At 67.9% G+C, this 19690-nt stretch carries 13 protein-coding genes and 2 pseudogenes; 8 read left to right on the top strand and 7 right to left on the bottom strand.

Features of this window, described 5'->3' with window-relative positions; translation table 11 throughout:
- Positions 1–207: 207 nt before the first annotated feature.
- The 4 genes from ACP4IX_RS05860 to ACP4IX_RS05845 all read left to right on the top strand — a co-directional run bounded on the left by ACP4IX_RS05860 (position 208) and on the right by ACP4IX_RS05845 (position 6553).
- Positions 208–2268, top strand: a complete 2061-nt coding sequence (locus tag ACP4IX_RS05860) for an APC family permease (RefSeq protein WP_426521868.1) — start codon at positions 208–210, stop codon at positions 2266–2268.
- A 79-nt stretch (positions 2269–2347) separates the two neighbouring features.
- A complete protein-coding gene (locus ACP4IX_RS05855) occupies positions 2348–3700 on the top strand; it encodes a class I SAM-dependent RNA methyltransferase (protein WP_426521869.1) in 1353 nt (450 codons plus the stop codon).
- A gap of 984 nt (positions 3701–4684) precedes the next feature.
- Positions 4685–5128, top strand: a complete 444-nt coding sequence (locus tag ACP4IX_RS05850) for an Rrf2 family transcriptional regulator (RefSeq protein WP_426554914.1) — start codon at positions 4685–4687, stop codon at positions 5126–5128.
- Positions 5129–5311: 183 nt separating this feature from the next.
- Positions 5312–6553, top strand: coding sequence for an amidohydrolase family protein (locus tag ACP4IX_RS05845; RefSeq protein ID WP_426521870.1), 1242 nt, complete (start codon positions 5312–5314; stop codon positions 6551–6553).
- Here ACP4IX_RS05845 and ACP4IX_RS05840 read toward each other — a convergent pair.
- The 3 genes from ACP4IX_RS05840 to ACP4IX_RS05830 form a co-directional block, all read right to left on the bottom strand.
- Entirely contained in the window at positions 6550–7134 is a 585-nt protein-coding gene (locus tag ACP4IX_RS05840) for a hypothetical protein (RefSeq protein WP_426554913.1), read from the bottom strand. The two genes, ACP4IX_RS05845 and ACP4IX_RS05840, sit on opposite strands and share 4 nt — an antisense overlap.
- Positions 7135–7322: 188 nt before the next feature.
- A complete protein-coding gene (locus ACP4IX_RS05835; protein WP_426554912.1) occupies positions 7323–9158 on the bottom strand; it encodes a sensor histidine kinase in 1836 nt (611 codons plus the stop codon).
- A complete protein-coding gene (locus ACP4IX_RS05830) occupies positions 9151–9903 on the bottom strand; it encodes a response regulator transcription factor (protein ID WP_115744663.1) in 753 nt (250 codons plus the stop codon). Before ACP4IX_RS05830 ends, ACP4IX_RS05835 begins: the two co-directional genes overlap by 8 nt.
- Positions 9904–10015: 112 nt before the next feature.
- Here ACP4IX_RS05830 and ACP4IX_RS05825 point away from each other — a divergent pair, with 112 nt between their 5' ends.
- The 4 genes from ACP4IX_RS05825 (at position 10016) to ACP4IX_RS05810 (ending at position 13896) form a co-directional block, all read left to right on the top strand.
- Positions 10016–10723: a hypothetical protein gene (locus ACP4IX_RS05825; protein ID WP_426521873.1), complete on the top strand. Its 708-nt coding sequence runs from the start codon at positions 10016–10018 to the stop codon at positions 10721–10723.
- Positions 10724–10799: 76 nt separating this feature from the next.
- Positions 10800–11882 (top strand): hypothetical protein, encoded by a 1083-nt coding sequence (locus tag ACP4IX_RS05820; protein WP_426521874.1) that lies wholly within the window; start codon positions 10800–10802, stop codon positions 11880–11882.
- Positions 11879–12604, top strand: a complete 726-nt coding sequence (locus ACP4IX_RS05815; protein ID WP_426554911.1) for an ABC transporter ATP-binding protein — start codon at positions 11879–11881, stop codon at positions 12602–12604. Before ACP4IX_RS05820 ends, ACP4IX_RS05815 begins: the two co-directional genes overlap by 4 nt.
- The gene (locus tag ACP4IX_RS05810; protein ID WP_426521875.1) at positions 12601–13896 is read left to right on the top strand and encodes an ABC transporter permease; all 1296 of its coding nucleotides are present in this window, start codon (positions 12601–12603) and stop codon (positions 13894–13896) included. Before ACP4IX_RS05815 ends, ACP4IX_RS05810 begins: the two co-directional genes overlap by 4 nt.
- Before the next feature lie 538 nt (positions 13897–14434).
- Here ACP4IX_RS05810 and ACP4IX_RS05805 read toward each other — a convergent pair.
- From ACP4IX_RS05805 to ACP4IX_RS05790, 4 genes and pseudogenes are all read right to left on the bottom strand, one after another.
- Positions 14435–15183 (bottom strand): annotated as a pseudogene (locus ACP4IX_RS05805) (transposase family protein).
- A gap of 404 nt (positions 15184–15587) precedes the next feature.
- Positions 15588–16052: a barstar family protein gene (locus tag ACP4IX_RS05800; RefSeq protein WP_426554909.1), complete on the bottom strand. Its 465-nt coding sequence runs from the start codon at positions 16050–16052 to the stop codon at positions 15588–15590.
- Positions 16049–18490, bottom strand: a complete 2442-nt coding sequence (locus ACP4IX_RS05795) for an RHS repeat-associated core domain-containing protein (protein WP_426554908.1) — start codon at positions 18488–18490, stop codon at positions 16049–16051. The genes ACP4IX_RS05800 and ACP4IX_RS05795 overlap by 4 nt, the downstream gene beginning before the upstream one ends.
- Before the next feature lie 188 nt (positions 18491–18678).
- Positions 18679–19305 (bottom strand): annotated as a pseudogene (locus ACP4IX_RS05790) (helix-turn-helix domain-containing protein); the annotation flags it as partial.
- Between the last annotated feature and the right edge of the window lie 385 nt (positions 19306–19690).

Raw genomic sequence — 19690 nt, 5'->3', positions numbered from 1 at the left:
TGCGATCAGGTGCATGGAACCTCCAGGGGCGGCAACGGCCGGGAAGCGAACGGCCATCGGACGGTGCTTGTCATATAGGCATGCGAACCCGATCACCTGCGGAATCCGCAGCCGCACCCTCCCCGAATTCACCCGTAGAGCAGACGGCCGGAGGATCGGGGGTGGCGGGTGGGCGGGCGCCCGTTCGAACCCTTACGATCCTCTGTTGTGTCCAAACTGACCGACGTGCCCAAACGGATTCTGATCGGGCGCGCACTGCGCAGTGACCGGCTGGGGGAGACGCTCCTGCCGAAGCGCATCGCCCTACCCGTCTTCGCCTCCGACCCGCTCTCCTCCGTGGCGTACGCGCCCGGCGAGGTCCTGCTGGTCCTGTCCATCGCGGGCGTGTCGGCGTACCACTTCAGTCCCTGGATCGCGGTCGCGGTCGTCGTGCTGATGTTCACGGTGGTCGCCTCCTACCGGCAGAACGTGCACGCCTACCCGAGCGGCGGCGGCGACTACGAGGTGGCGAACACCAACCTCGGCCCCAAGGCGGGCCTGACGGTGGCGAGCGCGCTGCTCGTGGACTACGTCCTGACCGTCGCGGTCTCCATCTCCTCCGGCATCGAGAACCTCGGCTCCGCGGTCCCCTTCGTCGTCGAGCACAAGGTTCTCTGCGCGATCGCCGTGATCCTGCTGCTGACGCTGATGAACCTGCGCGGGGTCAGGGAGTCGGGCACCCTGTTCGCCATCCCGACGTACGTCTTCGTCGCGGGCGTCTTCATCATGATCGTGTGGGGAGCCTTCCGCGGCCTGGTGCTCGACGACACCATGCGCTCCCCGACCGCGGACTACGAGATCAAGCCGGAGCACGGGGGCCTGGCCGGCTTCGCCCTGGTCTTCCTCCTCCTGCGGGCCTTCTCCTCCGGCTGTGCCGCGCTCACCGGCGTGGAGGCGATCTCCAACGGCGTCCCGGCCTTCCGCAGGCCCAAGTCGAAGAACGCGGGGAACACCCTCGCGCTCATGGGCCTGCTCGCCGTCACCATGTTCTGCGGCATCATCGCGCTGGCCGCCGCGACCGACGTCCGCATGTCGGAGAACCCGGCCACCGACCTCTTCCACGACGGCGTCCCGCTCGGCGCGGACTACGTCCAGCACCCGGTGATCTCGCAGGTCGCCGAGGCGGTCTTCGGCGAGGGCAGCTTCCTGTTCATCGTCCTGGCCGCGGCCACCGCACTGGTCCTCTTCCTCGCCGCGAACACCGCGTACAACGGCTTCCCGCTGCTCGGCTCGATCCTCGCCCAGGACCGCTACCTGCCGCGCCAGCTGCACACCCGCGGTGACCGCCTGGCCTTCTCCAACGGCATCGTGCTCCTCGCCGGCGCGGCCATGCTCCTCGTCTTCGTCTACGGCGCCGACTCCACCCGCCTGATCCAGCTCTACATCGTCGGTGTGTTCGTCTCCTTCACGCTCAGCCAGATCGGCATGGTCCGCCACTGGAACCGCCACCTGGCCACCGAACGGGACCAGGCCAAGCGCCGCCGCATGGTCCGCTCCCGGGCCATCAACGCCTTCGGCGCCTTCTTCACCGGACTGGTCCTGGTCGTCGTGCTGGCCACGAAGTTCACGCACGGCGCCTGGGTCGCCCTGCTCGGCATGTGCATCTTCTTCGCGACGATGACGGCGATCCGCAAGCACTACGACCGCGTCGCCGAGGAGATCGCTGCCCCCGAGGACCCCGAGGAGCAGAGCGACGACATCGTGCGGCCGTCCCGCGTCCACTCCGTCGTCCTCATCTCCAAGATCCACCGCCCGACCCTGCGCGCCCTCGCCTACGCCAAGCTGATGCGCTCCGACACCCTGGAGGCGCTCAGCGTCAACGTCGACCCGGCGGAGACCAAGGCACTGCGCGAGGAGTGGGAGCGGCGCGGCATCGCCGTACCGCTGAAGGTCCTGGACTCGCCGTACCGCGAGATCACCCGCCCGGTCATCGAGTACGTCAAGAGCCTGCGCAAGGAGTCCCCGCGCGACGCGGTCTCGGTGATCATCCCCGAGTACGTGGTCGGCCACTGGTACGAGCACCTGCTGCACAACCAGAGCGCGCTCCGCCTCAAGGGCCGCCTGCTCTTCACCCCGGGCGTCATGGTCACCTCCGTCCCGTACCAGCTCCAGTCCTCCGAGGCCGCGAAGCGCCGGGCCCGCAAGCGGCAGGACTGGAACGCGCCCGGCGCGGTGCGGCGCGGTCCGGCGCAGCGCGACCGGGCGAAGGACTCCTCGTCGTCGACGTAGACTGGACGGCTGCTGTCCTTTGACGTTCGTCTTCCGGCGATCGTCCTTCGTCGTCCCCTTTCTATGGAGTCACCCCGCCATGCAGGCAGAACCGAAGAAATCGCAGGCGGAGTCCCAGCCGGTCTCGCTGGTGGGCGACGAGTACGAGGTCGAGGTCGGCCCCGTCGCCCACGGCGGCCACTGCATCGCCCGTACGTCCGAGGGGCAGGTGCTGTTCGTCCGGCACGCGCTGCCCGGCGAGCGGGTCGTGGCCCGGGTCACCGAGGGCGAGGAGGGCGCACGCTTCCTGCGCGCCGACGCCGTCGAGATCCTGGACGCCTCCAAGGACCGCATCGAGGCCCCGTGCCCGTTCGCCGGCCCCGGCCGCTGCGGCGGCTGCGACTGGCAGCACGCCAAGCCCGGAGCGCAGCGCCGCCTGAAGGGCGAGGTCGTCGCCGAGCAGCTGAAGCGCCTCGCGGGCCTCACGCCCGAGGAGGCCGGCTGGGACGGCACGGTGATGCCGGCCGAGGGCGACAAGGTGCCCGCCGGCCAGGTCCCGTCCTGGCGCACCCGGGTCCAGTACGCCGTGGATGCCGAGGGCCGCGCGGGCCTGCGCAAGCACCGCTCGCACGAGGTCCAGCCCATCGACCACTGCATGATCGCCGCGGAGGGCGTCAGCGAGCTGGGCATCGAGCAGCGGGACTGGACGGGCATGGAGTCCGTCGAGGCGATCGCGGCGACCGGCTCCCAGGACCGCCAGGTCATCCTCACTCCCGAGCCGGGCGCCCGCCTGCCCATCGTCGAGCTCGACCGCCCGGTGTCGGTCATGCGGGTCGGGGAGAAGGACGGCGGCGTCCACCGCGTCCACGGCCGCCCCTTCGTCCGCGAGCGCGCCGACGACCGCACCTACCGGGTGGGCAGCGGCGGTTTCTGGCAGGTCCACCCGAAGGCCGCCGACACCCTCGTCAAGGCGGTCATGCAGGGCCTGCTCCCGCGCAAGGGCGACATGGCCCTCGACCTGTACTGCGGAGTGGGCCTCTTCGCCGGCGCCCTGGCCGACCGCATCGGCGACAAGGGCGCCGTCCTCGGCATCGAGTCCGGCAAGCGCGCGGTCGAGGACGCCCGGCACAACCTCGCCGGCTTCGACCGGGTGCGGATCGAGCAGGGCAAGGTGGAGTCAGCCCTGCCGCGCACGGGGATCGACGAGGTCGACCTCATCGTCCTGGACCCGCCGCGCGCGGGGGCGGGACGCAAGACGGTGCAGCACCTGGCGTCGCTGGGGGCGCGGAGGATCGCGTACGTGGCGTGCGATCCGGCGGCGCTGGCGCGGGATCTGGGGTACTTCCGGGACGGAGGGTACCGGGTGCGGACGCTGCGGGTGTTCGATCTGTTTCCGATGACCTCGCACGTGGAGTGTGTGGCAATTCTTGAGCCCGCAGTAAAGAGCCGCTGACCTGCTGATTCTCTGATTCCCCAGGGTGCGGGCGGATTGTGCCGACATGTTTCCGTAGGTTTACCGCGTGGAGCATGCTGTAGGTTCCCGCCACGCGTCTCACCTGTGGTTTCGCAGCAGGTGTGAGTCGAGAACGCTCGGCCTCAACTCCGTAAGGGACGGGTTCGGGAAATGTTCTTGACGCTGTTTCTGACGGGGCGTGAGGTGGTCGTCCTGGATCAGATAGCGCGGGTCAATCGATGTGTCGGACTTTTGCGGAACCTTCCGTTTTCACCAACCTGCGGGGCCTCGATGACGGTGACGCGTCTGCCGTACCGAGGGCGGGCGTCACCGGTACCGACTGACCCGACTCATGGACTGGTTCCTGCTCCGGCGCGGAGACGAGGAGCGAACCGTATTCGCCGTCGAGTCTGAGGATATCGGCCTGCATGCGCTGCACCCGGTTTTCGAACCACACTTGCCTGCGGCACGAGGTCCACCGTGTTCGCCGTCCGGTGTCAAGGTTGTCATCGCCGCGTAGTGTGGACTGTTGCTTGTCGAAGCCGTCAGTCCTTGAATTCCTCTCGCGTCCACTCTCGGGCGAAATACTCCAGCTGCTTGGTGATGAGCTCGACCGCGTCCAAGACCTCGGCGGGTGGGTATCCGTGCCGGGCGAGTAGCCGGTCACTCGTCGAGGCGTCGCGGGATCCGTGCGAACTCGCCGCTCTCGAGCGGATCGGTGGCCCCCGGGTCGTGTTGCTGATGCCGCCGTCACGGACGATGGGCCCGCCCGAGAGCCCGAGTCGGAGGAGTCCCTGGTGGAGATCGGCGCGCATCTCGTAGTGGATGCGGCAAGATCCCGGAGGTGTCGGGCCGTGAAGGCGATGAGCCGACCAGGGCGCATCCGGCCTGCTTCGGGTCCGAGGCCCCCGGACGACTCGGTTGACCATCGAATTATCTGCAACTAGGTTGGTGGCAGTTTGTCGGCGGCGGCAGGAGTCGGAGATGGCGGGGCTCAGCAGTAGGAGCGCGGTCGCGATCCACGCGCTCGCGATGCTGGCGCACCGGCGTGGAGGCTCGTTGACTTCCGCGGAGATCGCGGACAGCCTGGAAAGCAATCCGGTTCTCGTGCGGCGCATTCTCGGCCGCTTGCGAGACGCTCATCTGGTGCGGTCCACCGAGGGGCGGGGAGGCGGCTGGTCCCTTGCTCGCACCCCGCGGGACATCACGCTCTATGACGCGTACGCCGCCGTGGAGGGGGAGCAGGTCTTCGCGAGGCACCCTCATCCGCCCAGCGGGGCGTGCGTGGTCGGCCGCAACATCGGCGATCTGCTTGACGTCGAGTTCCAGAACGCAGAGCGAGCTCTGGAGGAGCGGCTCGGCCGGACGACGATCGCCGCCCTGCTGCAACAGATACTGGCCTCCGACGGCGAAGCGAAGGACCGCTGATTCAGCGGTGACGCACACATGTCCCACGTCACGACGCACGCCCAAACTGTAACTTGTTTGATTTCAGTTTGTCCCGGGGCGCGGTACTCCAGGGTCTCCCGGCTCCCGGTGTCAGCCCGCACGGTCCATCTACGCGCACCCGAACCTGAGCGACCTGCTCAGAACGTGCCAGGAGTGAGAGCGATGAACCAGGAAGACGAAGCGATCGCGAGCGCCGAGGCTCGCGGCCCTGTGACCTACGACCTCGTGATCAGTCGCGCACGTGTCTTCGACGGCCGCCAGGTGCTCACCGGTCTGTATGACGTCGCCGTCGACGGCGCACGGATCGCTTCCGTATCGGCCGAGCCGCTCAGGGGCGGACAGGAGGTGGATGCGGCCGGAGGATGGGTCATGCCGGGACTGATCGACACTCATGTCCACTTCTACGACGTGCGCGCGGTCTCCGATCCCGATTCGATGCGGGCCTTCGAGGAGAACGAGCTTCCTGAACGGCTCGGGCTGTTCCTCGACCACGGGATCACCACCATCAAGTCGGTGGGTGATCCGACGGACGGAATCCTGGACACACGGGCCAGAATCGCCGCAGGCACGCTGCGGGGCCCGCGCCTGCTGGCGACTGGTTGCGGCATCACCGGACGCGACGGGCACCCCGCCGCCACTGTCTTCCGCGACAACCCCTGGGCGCGCGAACGCTTCACGGGAGAGGCCGGCAGCGTGCAGGAGATCCGAGACCTGGTGCACCACCTGGCTGACCACAAGGTGGACGCGATCAAACTCCTGTCAGAGGGCGCGTGCGCACACTCCGGCGGGCCGAGATACCTCTGGCAGAACCCCGCCTTTCCGGATGGTGTCGCGTTGGAACGGCTTCCCCTCGATCTCCTTCGGGCGGGCATCGAGGCCGGGCATGAGCGGGGCCTTCGGGTTACCGTCCACACCACCCAGCAAGTCGCGGCACGCGAGGCGATCGAGGCCGGGGCGGACGGCCTGGAGCACGGTGTCACCGTCGAGCCCCTCACCGACCACTCGCTCATCGACCTGATGCTCGAACGCGGCATCACCTACACACCCACGCTCTGGATCGACGACGCCCACCCGGACGCCCGCGACAATCTCCGGAAGGTCGCTGAGGCCGGCGTGCACATCGCGTTGGGCAGTGACACCTTCAGCGGTCGGGGCATGTTCGGAGCCAACACCCTGGAAGAGGCCGAACTCATGAGGGCGGCCGGGATGACGCCCACCCAGGTACTGGCCGCAGGCACCAGCGGTGCGTCGAGGCAGTGTGTCCGCCCCGACCTCGGCACGGTGACCCCCGGCAAGCGCGCCGACCTGCTCGTGCTGAACGCCGATCCCACCACGGACATCCGCAACGTACGCGACCTCCGCATGGTGATCCTGAACGGCGAACTCGCCGTCGACAAACGCTAGTCTAGAAGACGCCCTGCTGCGTTGACGCAGCCCGCCCCGGGACTGCGCGAGTGCCGATGGAACACGCGCGGGATGCTCCTATGCTTGTCAAGCGGCAGGAGCGAGATCGGTTTGAGTGATTCGTTCCGTTGGTGTGGTGGTAGGGCGCGGTAGACCTCGCGGGCGACGAATCGCTTGCGGCAGCGCATGTTGTCTTCTTGTTTCAGCCCTTCCTCGGTGCGTCGTTCGACGTAGGCGCGGGTGCGTTCGTCCAAGCGCATGCGTTCGGGGTTGTCCCCGGCCGAGGCCAGGAGCTGACCGGCGGTCTCGGGGCCGACGCCGAACAGCTTCAGCAGTGCCGGGGCCGCCTGCTTCACCAGCGGGACGATCTCCGCGTTGAGCTCGGTGATCTCCTCGTCCACGGCCTGGTGGCGGCGGACGAGCCGCCGCAGGGCGGCCCGGGCCGCGGCGAGTGGGCGGGACAGGTCCACGCCGGGCCGCAGCCGGGCCAGGGTCCGTAGCAACGCGGCCCGGTCCAGACCGGTGGTCTGCTCCCGCAGCATTGCCGGGGCGGAGACGAGCAGGCTACGAATCCGGTTCATGGCCTGGGTCACAGAACGCCCGTCCGGCCGAGTGCGTGGTGACACCCGGCGGGCCGACAAATCCCCAACAGGACAGTCGAGACGTCAGTCGGCCGAGGGGTCAGACCCACCGGGGGCGTCACCACGTCGCATCCTCACCGCAGCCGACTCGGCCCGACTCGCCCGGGCGCTGAACCACTTCTCGCACTTCATGAGTGGTGCGGCAGGCGAAGTGTGAAAGTCGAGCCGACGTTCGGCGTGCTGGCCGCGGTCACCGTTCCCCGGTGTGCTTCGGCCAGGCGGCGCACGATGGCCAGTCCGAGGCCGCTGCCGCCACTTTGTCTGCTGCGGGACTTCTCCGCGCGCCAGAACCGGTCGAAGATGTGCGGCAACTCGTCGGCCGAGATCCCGGTCCCGGTGTCCGCCACGTCGATCACGACGGTGTCGAGGTCGACGTGGGCACTCAGAGTGACCGACCCGCCCGCGGGTGTGTAGCGGATCGCATTCGACACGAGGTTGCCGATCATCTGGCGTATCCGTACGGGATCAGCGATGACCGGGACGCGTCCTGTGTCCACGACCGTGATGGTCACGCCTGCTGCCGTCGCCGTGGCCCGGTTGGCCACGGCGACGGCAGCCAGCAGCTCCATGAGCTCGACGGGCGCCGGAACCAGACGGAGCTCGCCGGCCTCGGCGGCGGAAAGGTCCCGAAGATCGTCGACAATGTGCTGGAGCTGGAGTGCTTGTCCCAGCAGGTTGGTCACCAGATCGGCGTCGGGCTGTGCGATGCCGTCCTCCACCGCCTCCAGCCAGCCCCGGATGTTGCTCACCGGGGTGCGCAGTTCATGAGCGATGTCGTTGGTCATGTCCCGGCGTGCTGATTCCAGCTGTTCGCGGCGTTGCGACATCGCGTTGAAGGCGGCCGACAGTTTCGCGATCTCGTCGCCTCCCCGGACCAGCACGCTCGGGGACGCCTCCCCGCCCTCCATGCGCATGGCCGCATTGGTGAGCGTCCTGAGCGGCTTCACCAGGCGGATGCCGGTCAGCGTGGTCACGGTAACCGTCATCACCAGCACGGCGGCGGCCCAGCCCGCGATGCGGAGCCGGTTCGCGGAGGAGAGGTCGAAGAACGTCGTCGCCGTACGTCCGGGACTGCTGACGTACAGCAGCGCGGCCGGTGCCACATACGGTGCCAACTGCTGGCTGCGGCTGGTCGTCAGACACGACAGGACTGTCGAGGCCGGGGGCGCGTGACGGGTCCGGGGTTCCCAACTGCCGTCAATCGCGAGCCTCACCCCGTCCACCTCCCGACGGGCCAGGCACGCGTTGACGAGGCTCGTGAGTCCCTCCAGGGCCTTCTCTTCCGACGGTGTCGGATCAGTGAACCCGAGGGAGCAGCGCTGCTCACCGGGAGTGGGTGTACCGCCGGGGTTCGGCACCACCACCTTCGGGCGTCCGGCGGGCGACATCTGAACGTGGGCCTGGGTGCCGTAGAACTCGCGCAGGCACAGGACCACTCGCTTCGCAGTGCGCGTCAGCCTTTCGTTGTCTTCCTCGGACAGCTTGAACGGTCCCACTGCCCGGGGGTCGATCCGCTCCGTGCCTGACCGGCCGTCGTCCGTGTTCTTGTTCAACTCGGGGTCGACGGCCAGGGGGTCGATGACCGCGGATGCCTGCTGCGGAGGCTGGAAGGGGCGATTCCGGTCGGCGTTCGAGTCCGCCAGGAGGTGCCCGTCTTCACCGAGCAGAACGATGCGGTGACCGGCTGACTGTGCCAGGTGGTCGACGGTCGGCTGGACGCCGTTCCAACTCGGGTGCGTCGCGGCGTATCCCAGGAGGGTGTCGTAGATCCGGGCGTCGTCGGCCAGTGCTTGCCCTCGCTCGCGGCTGAGTACGACAGCGGTGGTCTGCAGGACCACCCATGCGGTGGCGGTGATCGAGCAGACCGACACGAGTGCCGACACCGCCAGCAGGCGCAGCAGCAGACTGCGCCGCAGCGGCACGGCCGAGATCCGGACCCTTCTTCCCTCGCGGAACCTACCCATACGGGTGCGCCTGCTGGTCGTGCGGAGTGTCCGTGAGCTTGTAGCCCACTCCGTACACGGTCACCAGAGGCATGACGTCCTGCGGGCCCGGTCGAACGTCCTTGATCTTGCGGCGCAGATTCATGACGTGGACATCGACCGTCCTGAGGGTGATGAAGGGGTCGGAGCCGTGCAGACGCTCAAGGATCTGGGTCCGGGACAGCACCTGACCCGCGTGCTCGACGAGCATGTCGAGGAGGCGGAATTCTCCCGGCGTGCAGCGGATCACACGACCGTACGCCCACACTTCGTGACGGACACGGTCGACGGTGACCGGCCCGGCCCGCAGGACGGCGTTGCGTGCTTCCCGGTCGGCCTCGGCGTCCGGGCCTCTGTCGCTGCGGCGCAGCAGCGACCGGATGCGCGCCATGAGTTCGCGGGGGCTGAACGGTTTCGTCATGTAGTCGTCCGCGCCCAGATCCAGGCCGAGCAGTAGATCGTCCTCGGACGACCTGGCCGTGAGCATGAGCACGGGAAGGTTCGCGAGACGGGGCTCCGCACGTATGACACGACACACGTCCAGTCCGTCGACCCGGGGCATCATCACGTCGAGGACCAGCAGATCCGGGCGTCGGCCGCGCAACAGGTCAAGGGCGGAGCGGCCGTCGTGAGCCAGGGTCACCTCGTGGCCCTCGTGCTCCAGGTAGCGACGGACCAGTTCGGCCTGATCGGCGTCGTCTTCGGCCACCATCACATGTGCACGCATGGCGTCAGTTTAGGAACGACAACGGCAGTGTTCTGCCCGTGCCGTGGGAAGCAGACCGCATCGCCATGAGTTCCTGACAATCACCTGACAATGCTGGTGAACGCTGATCGGCATGAACAGGCATGCACAGCACTCGCCGATACTCCGCGGCCCCGTCGACGCCCCGGAGCACCCCCGTAATCGGCCAGTGCGCCGCCCGCGGCTGTGCGCTCTCGCCGCCGGTCTGGCCGTGGTCGCCGGAATGTCGCTCGCTGCATGCGGCAGCGGTGAGGACGCCGAGGCCGGCTCCGGCAAGAGCGTGGACACCTTGGCGTCCGGCTCACCGACGGGGAAGGAGCCGGCGTCGAAGGACGAGGCCCAGGACTCGGCCGTCGACGCCAAGCGCCCTCAGCTGCGCCTGGACACCTCCGAGGAGGAGAAGCAGCGGCTCACGGACTCCTACAACGCATGCCTGCAGGCGCACGGCGTACCGATGAACACCAAGCGGGCGGCCCTCGCGGGCGCCAAGCAGGCAGCCCCGGAGCAGGGCAGGGCGGACGCCCCCAAGTACCGTCCCGCCTACGAGGCCTGCCTGGTCAAGCTGCCGCTTCAGCCTCCCGAGACCACGCCCGAGGGCAACCCGCACTTCGCGGACGACTTCCGCGCGTACGTCAAGTGCCTCCAGCACAAGGGCATGAAGATCCACCTCGTCGCCGACACGAGTGTCAGCGCCGACGGCCTGAGCTGGACCTATGACAAGGACACCACGGGCACCCTGCCGGAATCCGGAGTCCCCGAGGCTGAGCAGTCGTGTTCGCTGGAGGCGTTCGGTGACAAGTAGCGGCTCGCCCCGTGGTAACTCGGCCCGAAAACGGCCGCGTAGGGCTTTCCGCACCGTGCGCAAGGGGACAGTGGCAGTGGCGGTCCTCGTGGTGGCCGCGGGCGGGGTCTACGGGGCGAGAGCGCTGTCGGACCACGGTGAGCGCCAGCAACCCGGCCCCGCGGCAGCTCCGTCCGCTCAGACCACCCGGGTGAAGCGCGCCGACCTGTCCGACTCCCGGACACTGCCGGGAGTTCTGGGCTTCGGGGGGCAGGTCACGGTGAAGGGGTCCGGGAAGGGCGTCATCAGCCGGCTGCCCGCCCCGGGCTCGGTCGTCTCACGGGGGAAGCCCCTGTACTGGGTGAACGACGAGCCGGTCACGGCGTTCTTCGGCGACACTCCGTTCTTCCGTGAGCTGGACAAGGCGGGGACGACCGGGCGGGACGTGACCGTTCTCGTCGAGAACCTGGAAGCCCTGGGCTATGACATCGGCCCTCGGCCGCAGCGGTCCGCGGCATCGCGCGAGGGCAGCGAGGCGGGCGAGGCCGGCACCGAACTGACCACCGGAGTGTTGGCAGCGCTCAAGCGCTGGCAGCACGACACCGGCCAGGAGGCCACCGGGACTCTGGCCCCGGACCGGGCCGTGGTCCTGTCCGGCCCCTCACGCGTCGACGCCGTCAAGGCGCAGTTGGGTGACCCGGCCACCGAAGAAGTCCTCACCCTCACCTCGCAGGACAAGACGGTCACGGTGGAGGCCGACGCGGGCAGTGCCGGGTCCATGCACCAAGGCGACGCGGTCTCCATCATCCTTCCCGACACCAAGAGTGTTCCTGGCACGGTCGGGTCCATCGGTACCACCGTGCAGGGCGGCGACGCCGCCGAAGCGGGTGCCGGCACCGACACGACGCCCACCCTGGAGGTGAGGGTCCAGCCGTCGGACGCCGACGATGTCGCCAAGCTCGACGCGGCGTCCGTACAGGTCGTCTTCACGGCCCGGACCAGGGAGAACGTCTTGGTGGTCCCCGTAGGTGCCCTCCTCGCCCTGAGCGAAGGCGGTTACGCGCTGCAGCGTCCCGGCGGGAAGCTGGTCGGGGTCACGACCGGCCTCTTCGCCAAGGGGCTCGTGGAGGTCAGCGGAGCCGGCATCGAGGAAGGCGACGTGGTGGTGACGGCATCATGACAAGCCCGCCGGGAACGGGCTCGGCCGTGCTCACCGTGCGAAACGTCAGCAAGGTGTACGCGGGAGGGGTCACCGCCCTCGATGACGTATCCCTGACCATCCGGGCGGGCGAGCTGCTGGCCATCGTCGGCCGTTCGGGGTCCGGAAAATCCACCTTGCTGAACATCATGGGCACCCTCGACAGACCGACGGGCGGCACGGTGTGGATCGGCGACCAGGACGCCGCACAGCTGTCCGACCGGACACTGTCCGCGCTGCGCGGACGTTGGCTGGGCTTCGTATTCCAGCACTTCCACCTCACGGACGGCCTCACCGCCGAGGAGAACGTCGCCACCGGACTGCTCTACTCGGGCGTGCCCCGCCGCCGTCGGCAGCCGATGGCCGTCACCGCCCTGGACCGTGTCGGTCTCGCCCATCGCACACGCCACTTGCCGCACCAACTCTCGGGAGGCGAACGCCAGCGAGTGGCCATCGCCCGAGCACTGGTCAACGAACCGGTGCTGGTACTCGCCGACGAGCCGACCGGCGCTCTCGACACTGCGAACGGACAGTCCGTGCTCCATCTGCTGACCCAGCTGAACAGCGAAGGCACCACCATCGCCGTCATCACCCATGACCGGGACATCGCAGCGCGCCTGCCACGCAGGATCGAGATGTGTGACGGGCGCGTCGTCACCGACTCACACCCTGAGGCGTCTCTGACCCCCGGGGGCGACGCGTGACCCGTGGGAGAACTCGCCATCGGGACGACCTGGACCTAAGAGAAGCCCGGGGGCGCCACGTCCCGAACCCCTCCGCCGCCGTCGAGCGCGGCGATCCGGCCCGACCCGTGCGACTGGCACCGTCGGACATCCTGCGTCTCGGCCTTCTCGGCATCCGCGTTCGCCCCATGAGGGCGGCGCTTTCCGCCCTCGGCATTTCGATCGGCACCCTCACCCTCGTCCTCGTCACCGGGATTCCGGCGTCGAGCCACAGTGCGCTCGACCGGCAGCTCGCGGCGCTGGGCACGAACCTGCTCCGAGCGCAGCCGCAGTCCAACCAGAATCCCCCGGTGCTGTTGCCGCGGGAAGCGGCGGCAATGGCCGCCAGGATCGGGCCGGTGAGCCGCACGAGTGCCGTGGCCAACACGCATGCGATCGTCCGGCGCTCCGACCGGACAGACCCCAACGACGGACTCGGGCTCAACGTTCTCGCCGGCCAGGACGACCTGCTTCCCGCCGTGAACGGCCGGGTGAGGTCGGGCCGTTTCCTGACCCCCGCCACCAACCGGCTACCCACCGTCGTGCTCGGCCACCAAGCCGCTGCCCGGCTGGGAATCCCCCGCATCGTCCCGGGGCAGGAGGCCCCGCAAGTCGTCATTGATCAGACGTGGTTCACGGTCATCGGCGTCCTCGATCCGATCCCTCTCGCCGAGGACCTCGACCGCTCCGTACTGGTGGGCTGGCAGGCGGCGGAGCAGGAGCTCGGCTTCGACGGACACCCCACGGTCATCTATGTGCGAGCCGACGAGGACGCCATGGAAGCTGTGGCCGACGTCCTTCCCGCCACCGTGTACCCGAAGCTCCCCGGGCTGGTGCAGGTGAGCCGGCCATCGGATGCCTTGGCCGCCAAACGCGCCGTGAACAGCACGTTCTCGGTGCTCTTCCTGGGACTGGCGGGGGTGGCCCTGCTGGTCGGCGGTATCGGAGTCGCCAACACCATGTACATCTCCGTGCTCGAACGACGCAGCGAGATCGGCCTCCGGCGTGCGCTGGGCGCCAACCGGGGACAGATCCGCGGCCAGTTCATGACCGAGTCCCTGGTGCTCTCCCTGCTCGGTGGAGTGTCAGGAACGGTGATCGGCGTTCTCGCCACCGTCGCCTACGTGACGTACCAGGGCTGGCCACCGGTGATCCCGCTGTCCGCCATCGCCATGGGCACGGGCGGAGCGATGGCCATCGGCGTCCTGGCAGGGATGTACCCGTCCGTGCGCGCTGCCCGCCTGGCACCGACCGAGGCGCTGAGCACGGGGTGATCCCGCTCTCCGGTGTCGGGAGCCGCCGGTTGCGACGTGAGCCGACCGATGGGCGTCCTCCTCCATCACGGCAGTCGGCGAGAGGGAGCAAGAGACGGTGGACGTGGTCTACCAGCGGGCCGTGCTCATCTTCCCCAGGGCTGAAGGTCTACGCCCCCGGGAGAAAGGGCTGGGTCGTCATGACGCTCGTTTGACGCTCCGGGGGTCCGTGCGCAGGACAGCGAGCCGAGAAGAAGGCTTTGACCTGGCCTTTCCCGAGACTTGCTCAGGCCGACATCTTTCCGATGACGCACCATGTGGAGTGCGTGGCGATCCTTGAACCGGCCGCGAAGGGCTCCTGACCTGCGGTTTTGCGTGTGCGCATTATGTGTAGTGTGGGCGTTACGGGCGATATCTTGACTCTGAAATGACGCTCATTTGACGCTCGTTCTGATGGTGTGTCAGGTGCCTTGTCGGGCAGGTCAGACCCCGACAAGGTGGCGAGTATCGATGGGGCGCCGAGGGCAGGCGACGCTGAGCATGGACCTACTGAGCGTTTTCAGCGTTGACGCTCCAGGGTGAGGACGGCAGCGGCGATGACGGTCATGCGGTTGAGGCTGCAGCGAGCTCGACGGAAGATGCCCCAGGACTTCAGTCTCGCGACGCTTCGTCCAACCGGTGCTCGTGCCGCTGACAAGGCCCGGTTGATCGTCTGCTGGGTCGCGGTGAGGTCCTGGTGTGGAAGGCGTCTGATCGGCGTGGTCACCCAGGAGTCGGCCCCGATGTAGGCACGGTCGGCGAGGACGGGAACGCCTTGGCGTTCGCAGATCCGGATGATGCGGTGGGTGCGGGCCGCGGTGAGGTCGTGGGTGCGTCCGGGCAGTGCGGGCGAGATCCACAGCAGCTTGCCCGTAGGGTCGGCGATGACCTGCACGTTCACGCCGTGGCGGCGGTGCTTCTGGGAGAAGTCGGCCCGGCTGTCACCGACCCGGTCGCACTCGGCGAGCGTGCCGTCGAGCAGGACGTGTTGGGGATCCGTTTCCCGCAGGACTCGTAGCAGTCCGGGCGCTCGCCTGGACAGGTGATTGACGACGGCGCTGACGTAGGCGTGGGCGGTGCCGACGGATATGCCGAACCCGGCGGCGATCTGCGCGAGGGTGTCGTGCCGGCGAAGGTAGACCAGACCGACGAGAGCACGCTGGTGGGGCGGGAGCTTGCGCGGCGGTCACCCTCACGGGTGACGATGAGCATGGTTACCCACTCGACCAGAGCGTGAGGCAGGTCCTGTGCGGCAGGATAGGGAACCAACGAGGCTCCTGCGCTGATGAGTTGAGACGTGGAACACCTCTCTCAACGGCACAGGAGCCTCGTGCGTTGCGGAAGACCAGCCCGTCACCCGCCCGGTGGCCACTCTGAAAACGCTCAGTGAGAATACGTGCGCCGCCCTCGTCTGAATCCGGCCATTCCCCGATGGTCTCGTAGATTTCTTCGTCGTCGGGGATGAGGAACTCTCGGTACACGTCCGCCTTCATTCCACTGTACGGCGGCCAGTGGTTCAGACTGTCTGAATGCTCACATTCGGGCCACTGTCGCGGAAGATAACTGTGGAGAGTCTATGCCCGCAGTCCGGCAGGATCTGCCAGGTACTCTCGGTACCAAGTGCTCCGTGCGAGCGTAGAGGGCCGATTCGGTCACGCCGAATTCACCGGGCCTCAATAGGTCCTGATTTCGCGGAGTACCTCCTCATGGACATGGGGCGGGCACAGCAGTACGGCCTGAAAAGTGATCTTCTCCTGGCCTGGAAGCTCGGGCTTTCCCGCCCAGAACTTAACGGCGTCGTTCAGGGAACGGAAGAGGATTTCACGTTCTTCGGTGCTTTCGGAAAGTGCGACGTCGGCGTCATCGATGGTGAGGAGGAAATGCTTGGCGTTGATCCAGTGTAGATCGGTCAGGCAGTCCTGCAGTGCGTTCCAGTTCCAGCCGAAGTAGTCCGGGAGGCGCAGTGCCTCGTAGAACTGAGTGAACACTCCGTCGGAGTCGTGCATTTCCTGTCCTCGCATCCGGGCCGAGTAGATCAGTCCGGTGGGAGGCAGGGCGCGTGCAACGGAGAGCGAGGAGTCGGTCGGGACGACACAGACTTCTTCCTCGTTACGTTCCCACCAGGTGGCGTTGCTCATCGGCCGGTCTCCATCACGATGTACGTCTGATAATGGGTCGGAGTGTAGTACGCCGATCCGTCCGACCCGGTCACGACCCTCTCGCCGCCCCATCTCGGGTTGTCGATCGACTGCACCGTGCCCCATTCCGTATAGCGGATACTATTTCCCTGACTGTCGAATTCGGGAAGTTTGTAGGCGCCGCCCTTCCCGCTGTTCTCGAATGGCTTGGGGATGGACGGTCCCATGAGTTGAGGGCCCGCGCCCTGAGCCTCCACACCGAACTCGCGAATGTCACGGAGGACCGCTTCGGACTCCGCCGGAACCTTTGTGGGAATCCACCCGCTCAGCTTTGATGTGTCGCCCAGGGTCTGGCCCACTTGGTAGTTCGGTGAGAGTCCCAGTGGGTCGGCGCCTGTGTGGGGATTGTCGACGTATGTAACCGGATTGGGCGCGGGCGTGAGGCCGAGGGGGTCCGGAGCCGTGTAGCGGCCGGTCTCGGGGTCGTAGTGACGGAAGTAGTTGTAGTGGAGGCCGGTTTCAGGGTCGTAGTACTGACCGGGGAAGCGCAGAGGAGTGTAGGTGCTGCTGTCCCGGGACCAGGCCGTGGTGCCCCAGAGCGTGCTCCGGGTGCGCCAGGCGATGTCGCCGGACTCGTCGACAAGTTCGGTGGGGGCACCGACAAGGTCGGTGGCGATGGCGAAGAAGCGCCGGTCGATCTCCTGCTGGCGGGCATCCGCGGTGAGGATCCGTTCGGTTTGGGCCATTGGAGTCAGGCCGCGGTGGTCCCATGTGAGCGCCACGTGATGGGCAATGTCCTGCGACGCCGTGATCTGCTCGCACAGGGTGGTGCCGTCCCAGGTGAAGCGGACCTCCTCGATGACCGTCTCGCCATCGGAAGCCAGGCGTTGCTTGGCGGTGCGACGACCCAATGGGTCGTATCGATAACGCCAGCGGGTGCCGTCGGAAGTGATGACGGAGGTGAGGCGGTCCTCGGCGTCCCATTCGTAGCGCCAGGTGTCGGGTTTGCGGGAGAGGCGGGTCCTCTGGCGCAGGGTGACGCGGCCGTTGGCGTCGTGTTCGTAGCGCACACCTCCGGCGCGGGTGAGGGAAGTGCCGTGGTACGTCCGGGCTCCAGTGGCTTCCTGGCCGGGATGGGAGGCAGGCCAAGAGGCGGAGACCTGATTGCCGCTCGCGTCGTAGGCGTACCGTTCACTCCAGTCGTCGGCCATCACGGCGGTGACGCGGCCGATCGGGTCGAGGCCGAAGGTGCGGGTGCCCGACAACCGGTCGGAGACCACGGAGAGGTGGCCGTCGGCCCGGTAGGTGTAGGTGCGGCTGTTGAGTACGCGTCCGTCGGTGATCAGGTGCTCGGCGGACAGACGCCCGGCTTCGTCCCAGGCCGAGGTGACGGTGAGGGAGCCGAAGACGCGAGACAGTTCACGGCCTGCCGCGTCATGGGTGAAGGTGACTTCCTGACCACCAGTGGTCAGGAGGCTGGGGCGGCCTGCCGTGTCATGGGTGTAGGAGGTGACATGGCCGGTGGGGGTGACACGTCCCACGCGACGGCCCACGGCGTTGTAGCGAAAGGTGGTGGCGCGGCCGTCGATGAGTTCCGTCTTGATCAGGCCGCGTCGGTCGTACTGCCGGATCAGGTCGCCGTCCGGGCCGGATGCCCGCAGGAGGCGCCCGGCCGGGTCGTACGCGTAGCTGGTTGTCCGTCCGGCGGCATCCTTGCAGGTGACACGGCCCAGCTCGTCGTGAGTGAAGGAGATGACGTCACCGAGCGGGTCGATACGCGTGGTCAACTGCCCTACCGCGTCGAGGCGGTAGTCGATGGTGCGTTCGTCGAAGTCGGTTTCCGAGACCAGGCGGCCGGCCGCGTCGTACCGGTAGCTCCAGCCTAGTCCTTGTGGGTTGGTGACCCGGGTAAGGCGTAGGGCGGTGTCGTACTCGAACGCGTAGCGGGCGCCGTCCGGCCCGGTGCGGGCAGCGAGGAGGTCGAAGTGGGTGTACTCGAACCTGGTCACTCCTCCAGCCGGGGAGGTGTGGGTCAGGCAGTTGCCCTCACCGTCGTAGGTCCATGACTCGGTGACGCCGTCCGGGGCCGTACGGCGGGCGAGTTGCCCGTCGGCGTTCCAGGTGAGACTGGTGACTCTGCCCACAGGGTCGACGGTGCTTACGAGTCTGCCGAGAGCATCGCGTCCCACGCGGGTGGTGCCGCCGGCCGGGTCGGTGACCTCCACCGGCAGGCCCGCGGCGTCGCAGACCACCTGGGTCGTGGCGCCGAGGGGGTCGGTGACGGAGATGACGCGGCCGGCGTCGTCGTAGGCGTAGCAGGTGGCGTGGCCAGCTGCGTCGGTGATTCTGATCCGATTGCCGCGCTCGTCGAATTCCTGTGTGCGACGGGTGCCGTCCGGCTCGTGGAACTCCACCGGCAGTCCAAGCGGGCCGCGCACGATGCGCAATCCAGTGCCGTCGGGCCGAGTGACCACGACGAGCCAGCCATCCTCGTCGTAGGCGTAGACGGTGGTGCGACCGAGTGGGTCGGTGCGGGTCAGGAGGTTGCCGTCGGTTTCGTAGGTGAAGCGGGTGGTGTGGCCGAGGGGGTCGGTGACGGCCAGGAGACGGCAGCCCGGGCCGAACAGGTGGCGGGTGCTGTGTCCGCTTTCGCCCAGCAGGAGCCCGCGGTGGGCCGGATCCCCAGCGGTCCGAACTCGTCGAAGGCAAAGACCCGGTCCGGGAAGTGCTCCAGGACGTGCTCGATCCGGTCGAGTTTGGCGTCGCGTTCCGGGTCGGGGGACTCCTTCCAGGTCTTGGTGCGCTGGAAGGTGATGCCGCGGCGGCGGAGCAGGCAGCGTAAGGCTTCGCGGCCGATGAGGATGATGCGTCCGTGGACGCGGCGCAGGTAGGCGGCGAGTTTGCGGATCGACCAGCGGGTGAAGGGCTGGCCGAGTTTGGTGGGGCGGGTGGTGGCCGTCTGGATCACGAAGTCTTCGTCGTCAGGGGTGAGCAGGCGGGGACGGCCTCCCGCCCATTGAGGGTCCAGGCAGGCCAGGCCGATCTCGTTGAACCGGTGGATCACCTCCCGCACCGTGTCCTCGTCGGCCTGGACCAGCTGGGCGATCACCGGTACGCGGTTTCCGCCGGCGGACGCCAGCAGCATCATCGCCCGGCGGTAGCGCACCGAGCTGGTACTGCCCCGGCGCACGGTCTGCTGCAGCTTCTGCCCTTCCTGGTCGGTCAGTCTGCGCACCCGCACAGGCTCGGCCACCACACCTCCAGCGGTCGGAATGGACGTCACCGCCCATCCAACCGCTCCAACTACCAACCCGACGAACCTATTCGGTCACAGCACTAGCTGAGGTATCGGCCCAGCGTGGTCGGGGGATGCCGGAGGCGTACAGCAGACGTACGACGTCGGGGTCCCAGGTGGCGCCCAGGCGCGGGTGCGGTCGGTTGCAGCGTGGTGTGCGGTGAGGACGTCGTCGGGGACGGTATCTGGACGCGCTCGTCCGGTGCACCCGATGCAGTATCCCGTTGATGACTTGGCGGTGGTCCCGCCACCGGCCACACCGCCCGTCACTCACCGGCAGGAGCGGTTCCTCGCCGCCACCTCCCAGTGTCGGTCTACGTAGGTCTAGTTCCAGATGAACGGC

This window comes from Streptomyces sp. WG5 (assembly GCF_049974565.1).
In the GTDB taxonomy this organism is placed as follows: Bacteria; Actinomycetota; Actinomycetes; order Streptomycetales; family Streptomycetaceae; genus Streptomyces.
Note: the sequence above shows the minus strand (reverse complement) of the source record. Positions and strands in the feature narration are given on the sequence as shown.

What these genes read in the sequence shown, in the direction of transcription:
- ACP4IX_RS05815 (WP_426554911.1), top strand. Translation starts at nt 11,879, where the DNA reads ATGACAAGCCCGCCGGGAACGGGCTCGGCCGTGCTCACCGTGCGAAAC.
- ACP4IX_RS05825 (WP_426521873.1), top strand. Translation starts at nt 10,016, where the DNA reads ATGAACAGGCATGCACAGCACTCGCCGATACTCCGCGGCCCCGTCGAC.
- ACP4IX_RS05845 (WP_426521870.1), top strand. Translation starts at nt 5,312, where the DNA reads ATGAACCAGGAAGACGAAGCGATCGCGAGCGCCGAGGCTCGCGGCCCT.
- ACP4IX_RS05830 (WP_115744663.1), bottom strand. Translation starts at nt 9,903, where the DNA reads ATGCGTGCACATGTGATGGTGGCCGAAGACGACGCCGATCAGGCCGAA.
- ACP4IX_RS05850 (WP_426554914.1), top strand. Translation starts at nt 4,685, where the DNA reads ATGGCGGGGCTCAGCAGTAGGAGCGCGGTCGCGATCCACGCGCTCGCG.
- ACP4IX_RS05835 (WP_426554912.1), bottom strand. Translation starts at nt 9,158, where the DNA reads ATGGGTAGGTTCCGCGAGGGAAGAAGGGTCCGGATCTCGGCCGTGCCG.
- ACP4IX_RS05800 (WP_426554909.1), bottom strand. Translation starts at nt 16,052, where the DNA reads ATGAGCAACGCCACCTGGTGGGAACGTAACGAGGAAGAAGTCTGTGTC.
- ACP4IX_RS05855 (WP_426521869.1), top strand. Translation starts at nt 2,348, where the DNA reads ATGCAGGCAGAACCGAAGAAATCGCAGGCGGAGTCCCAGCCGGTCTCG.
- ACP4IX_RS05840 (WP_426554913.1), bottom strand. Translation starts at nt 7,134, where the DNA reads ATGAACCGGATTCGTAGCCTGCTCGTCTCCGCCCCGGCAATGCTGCGG.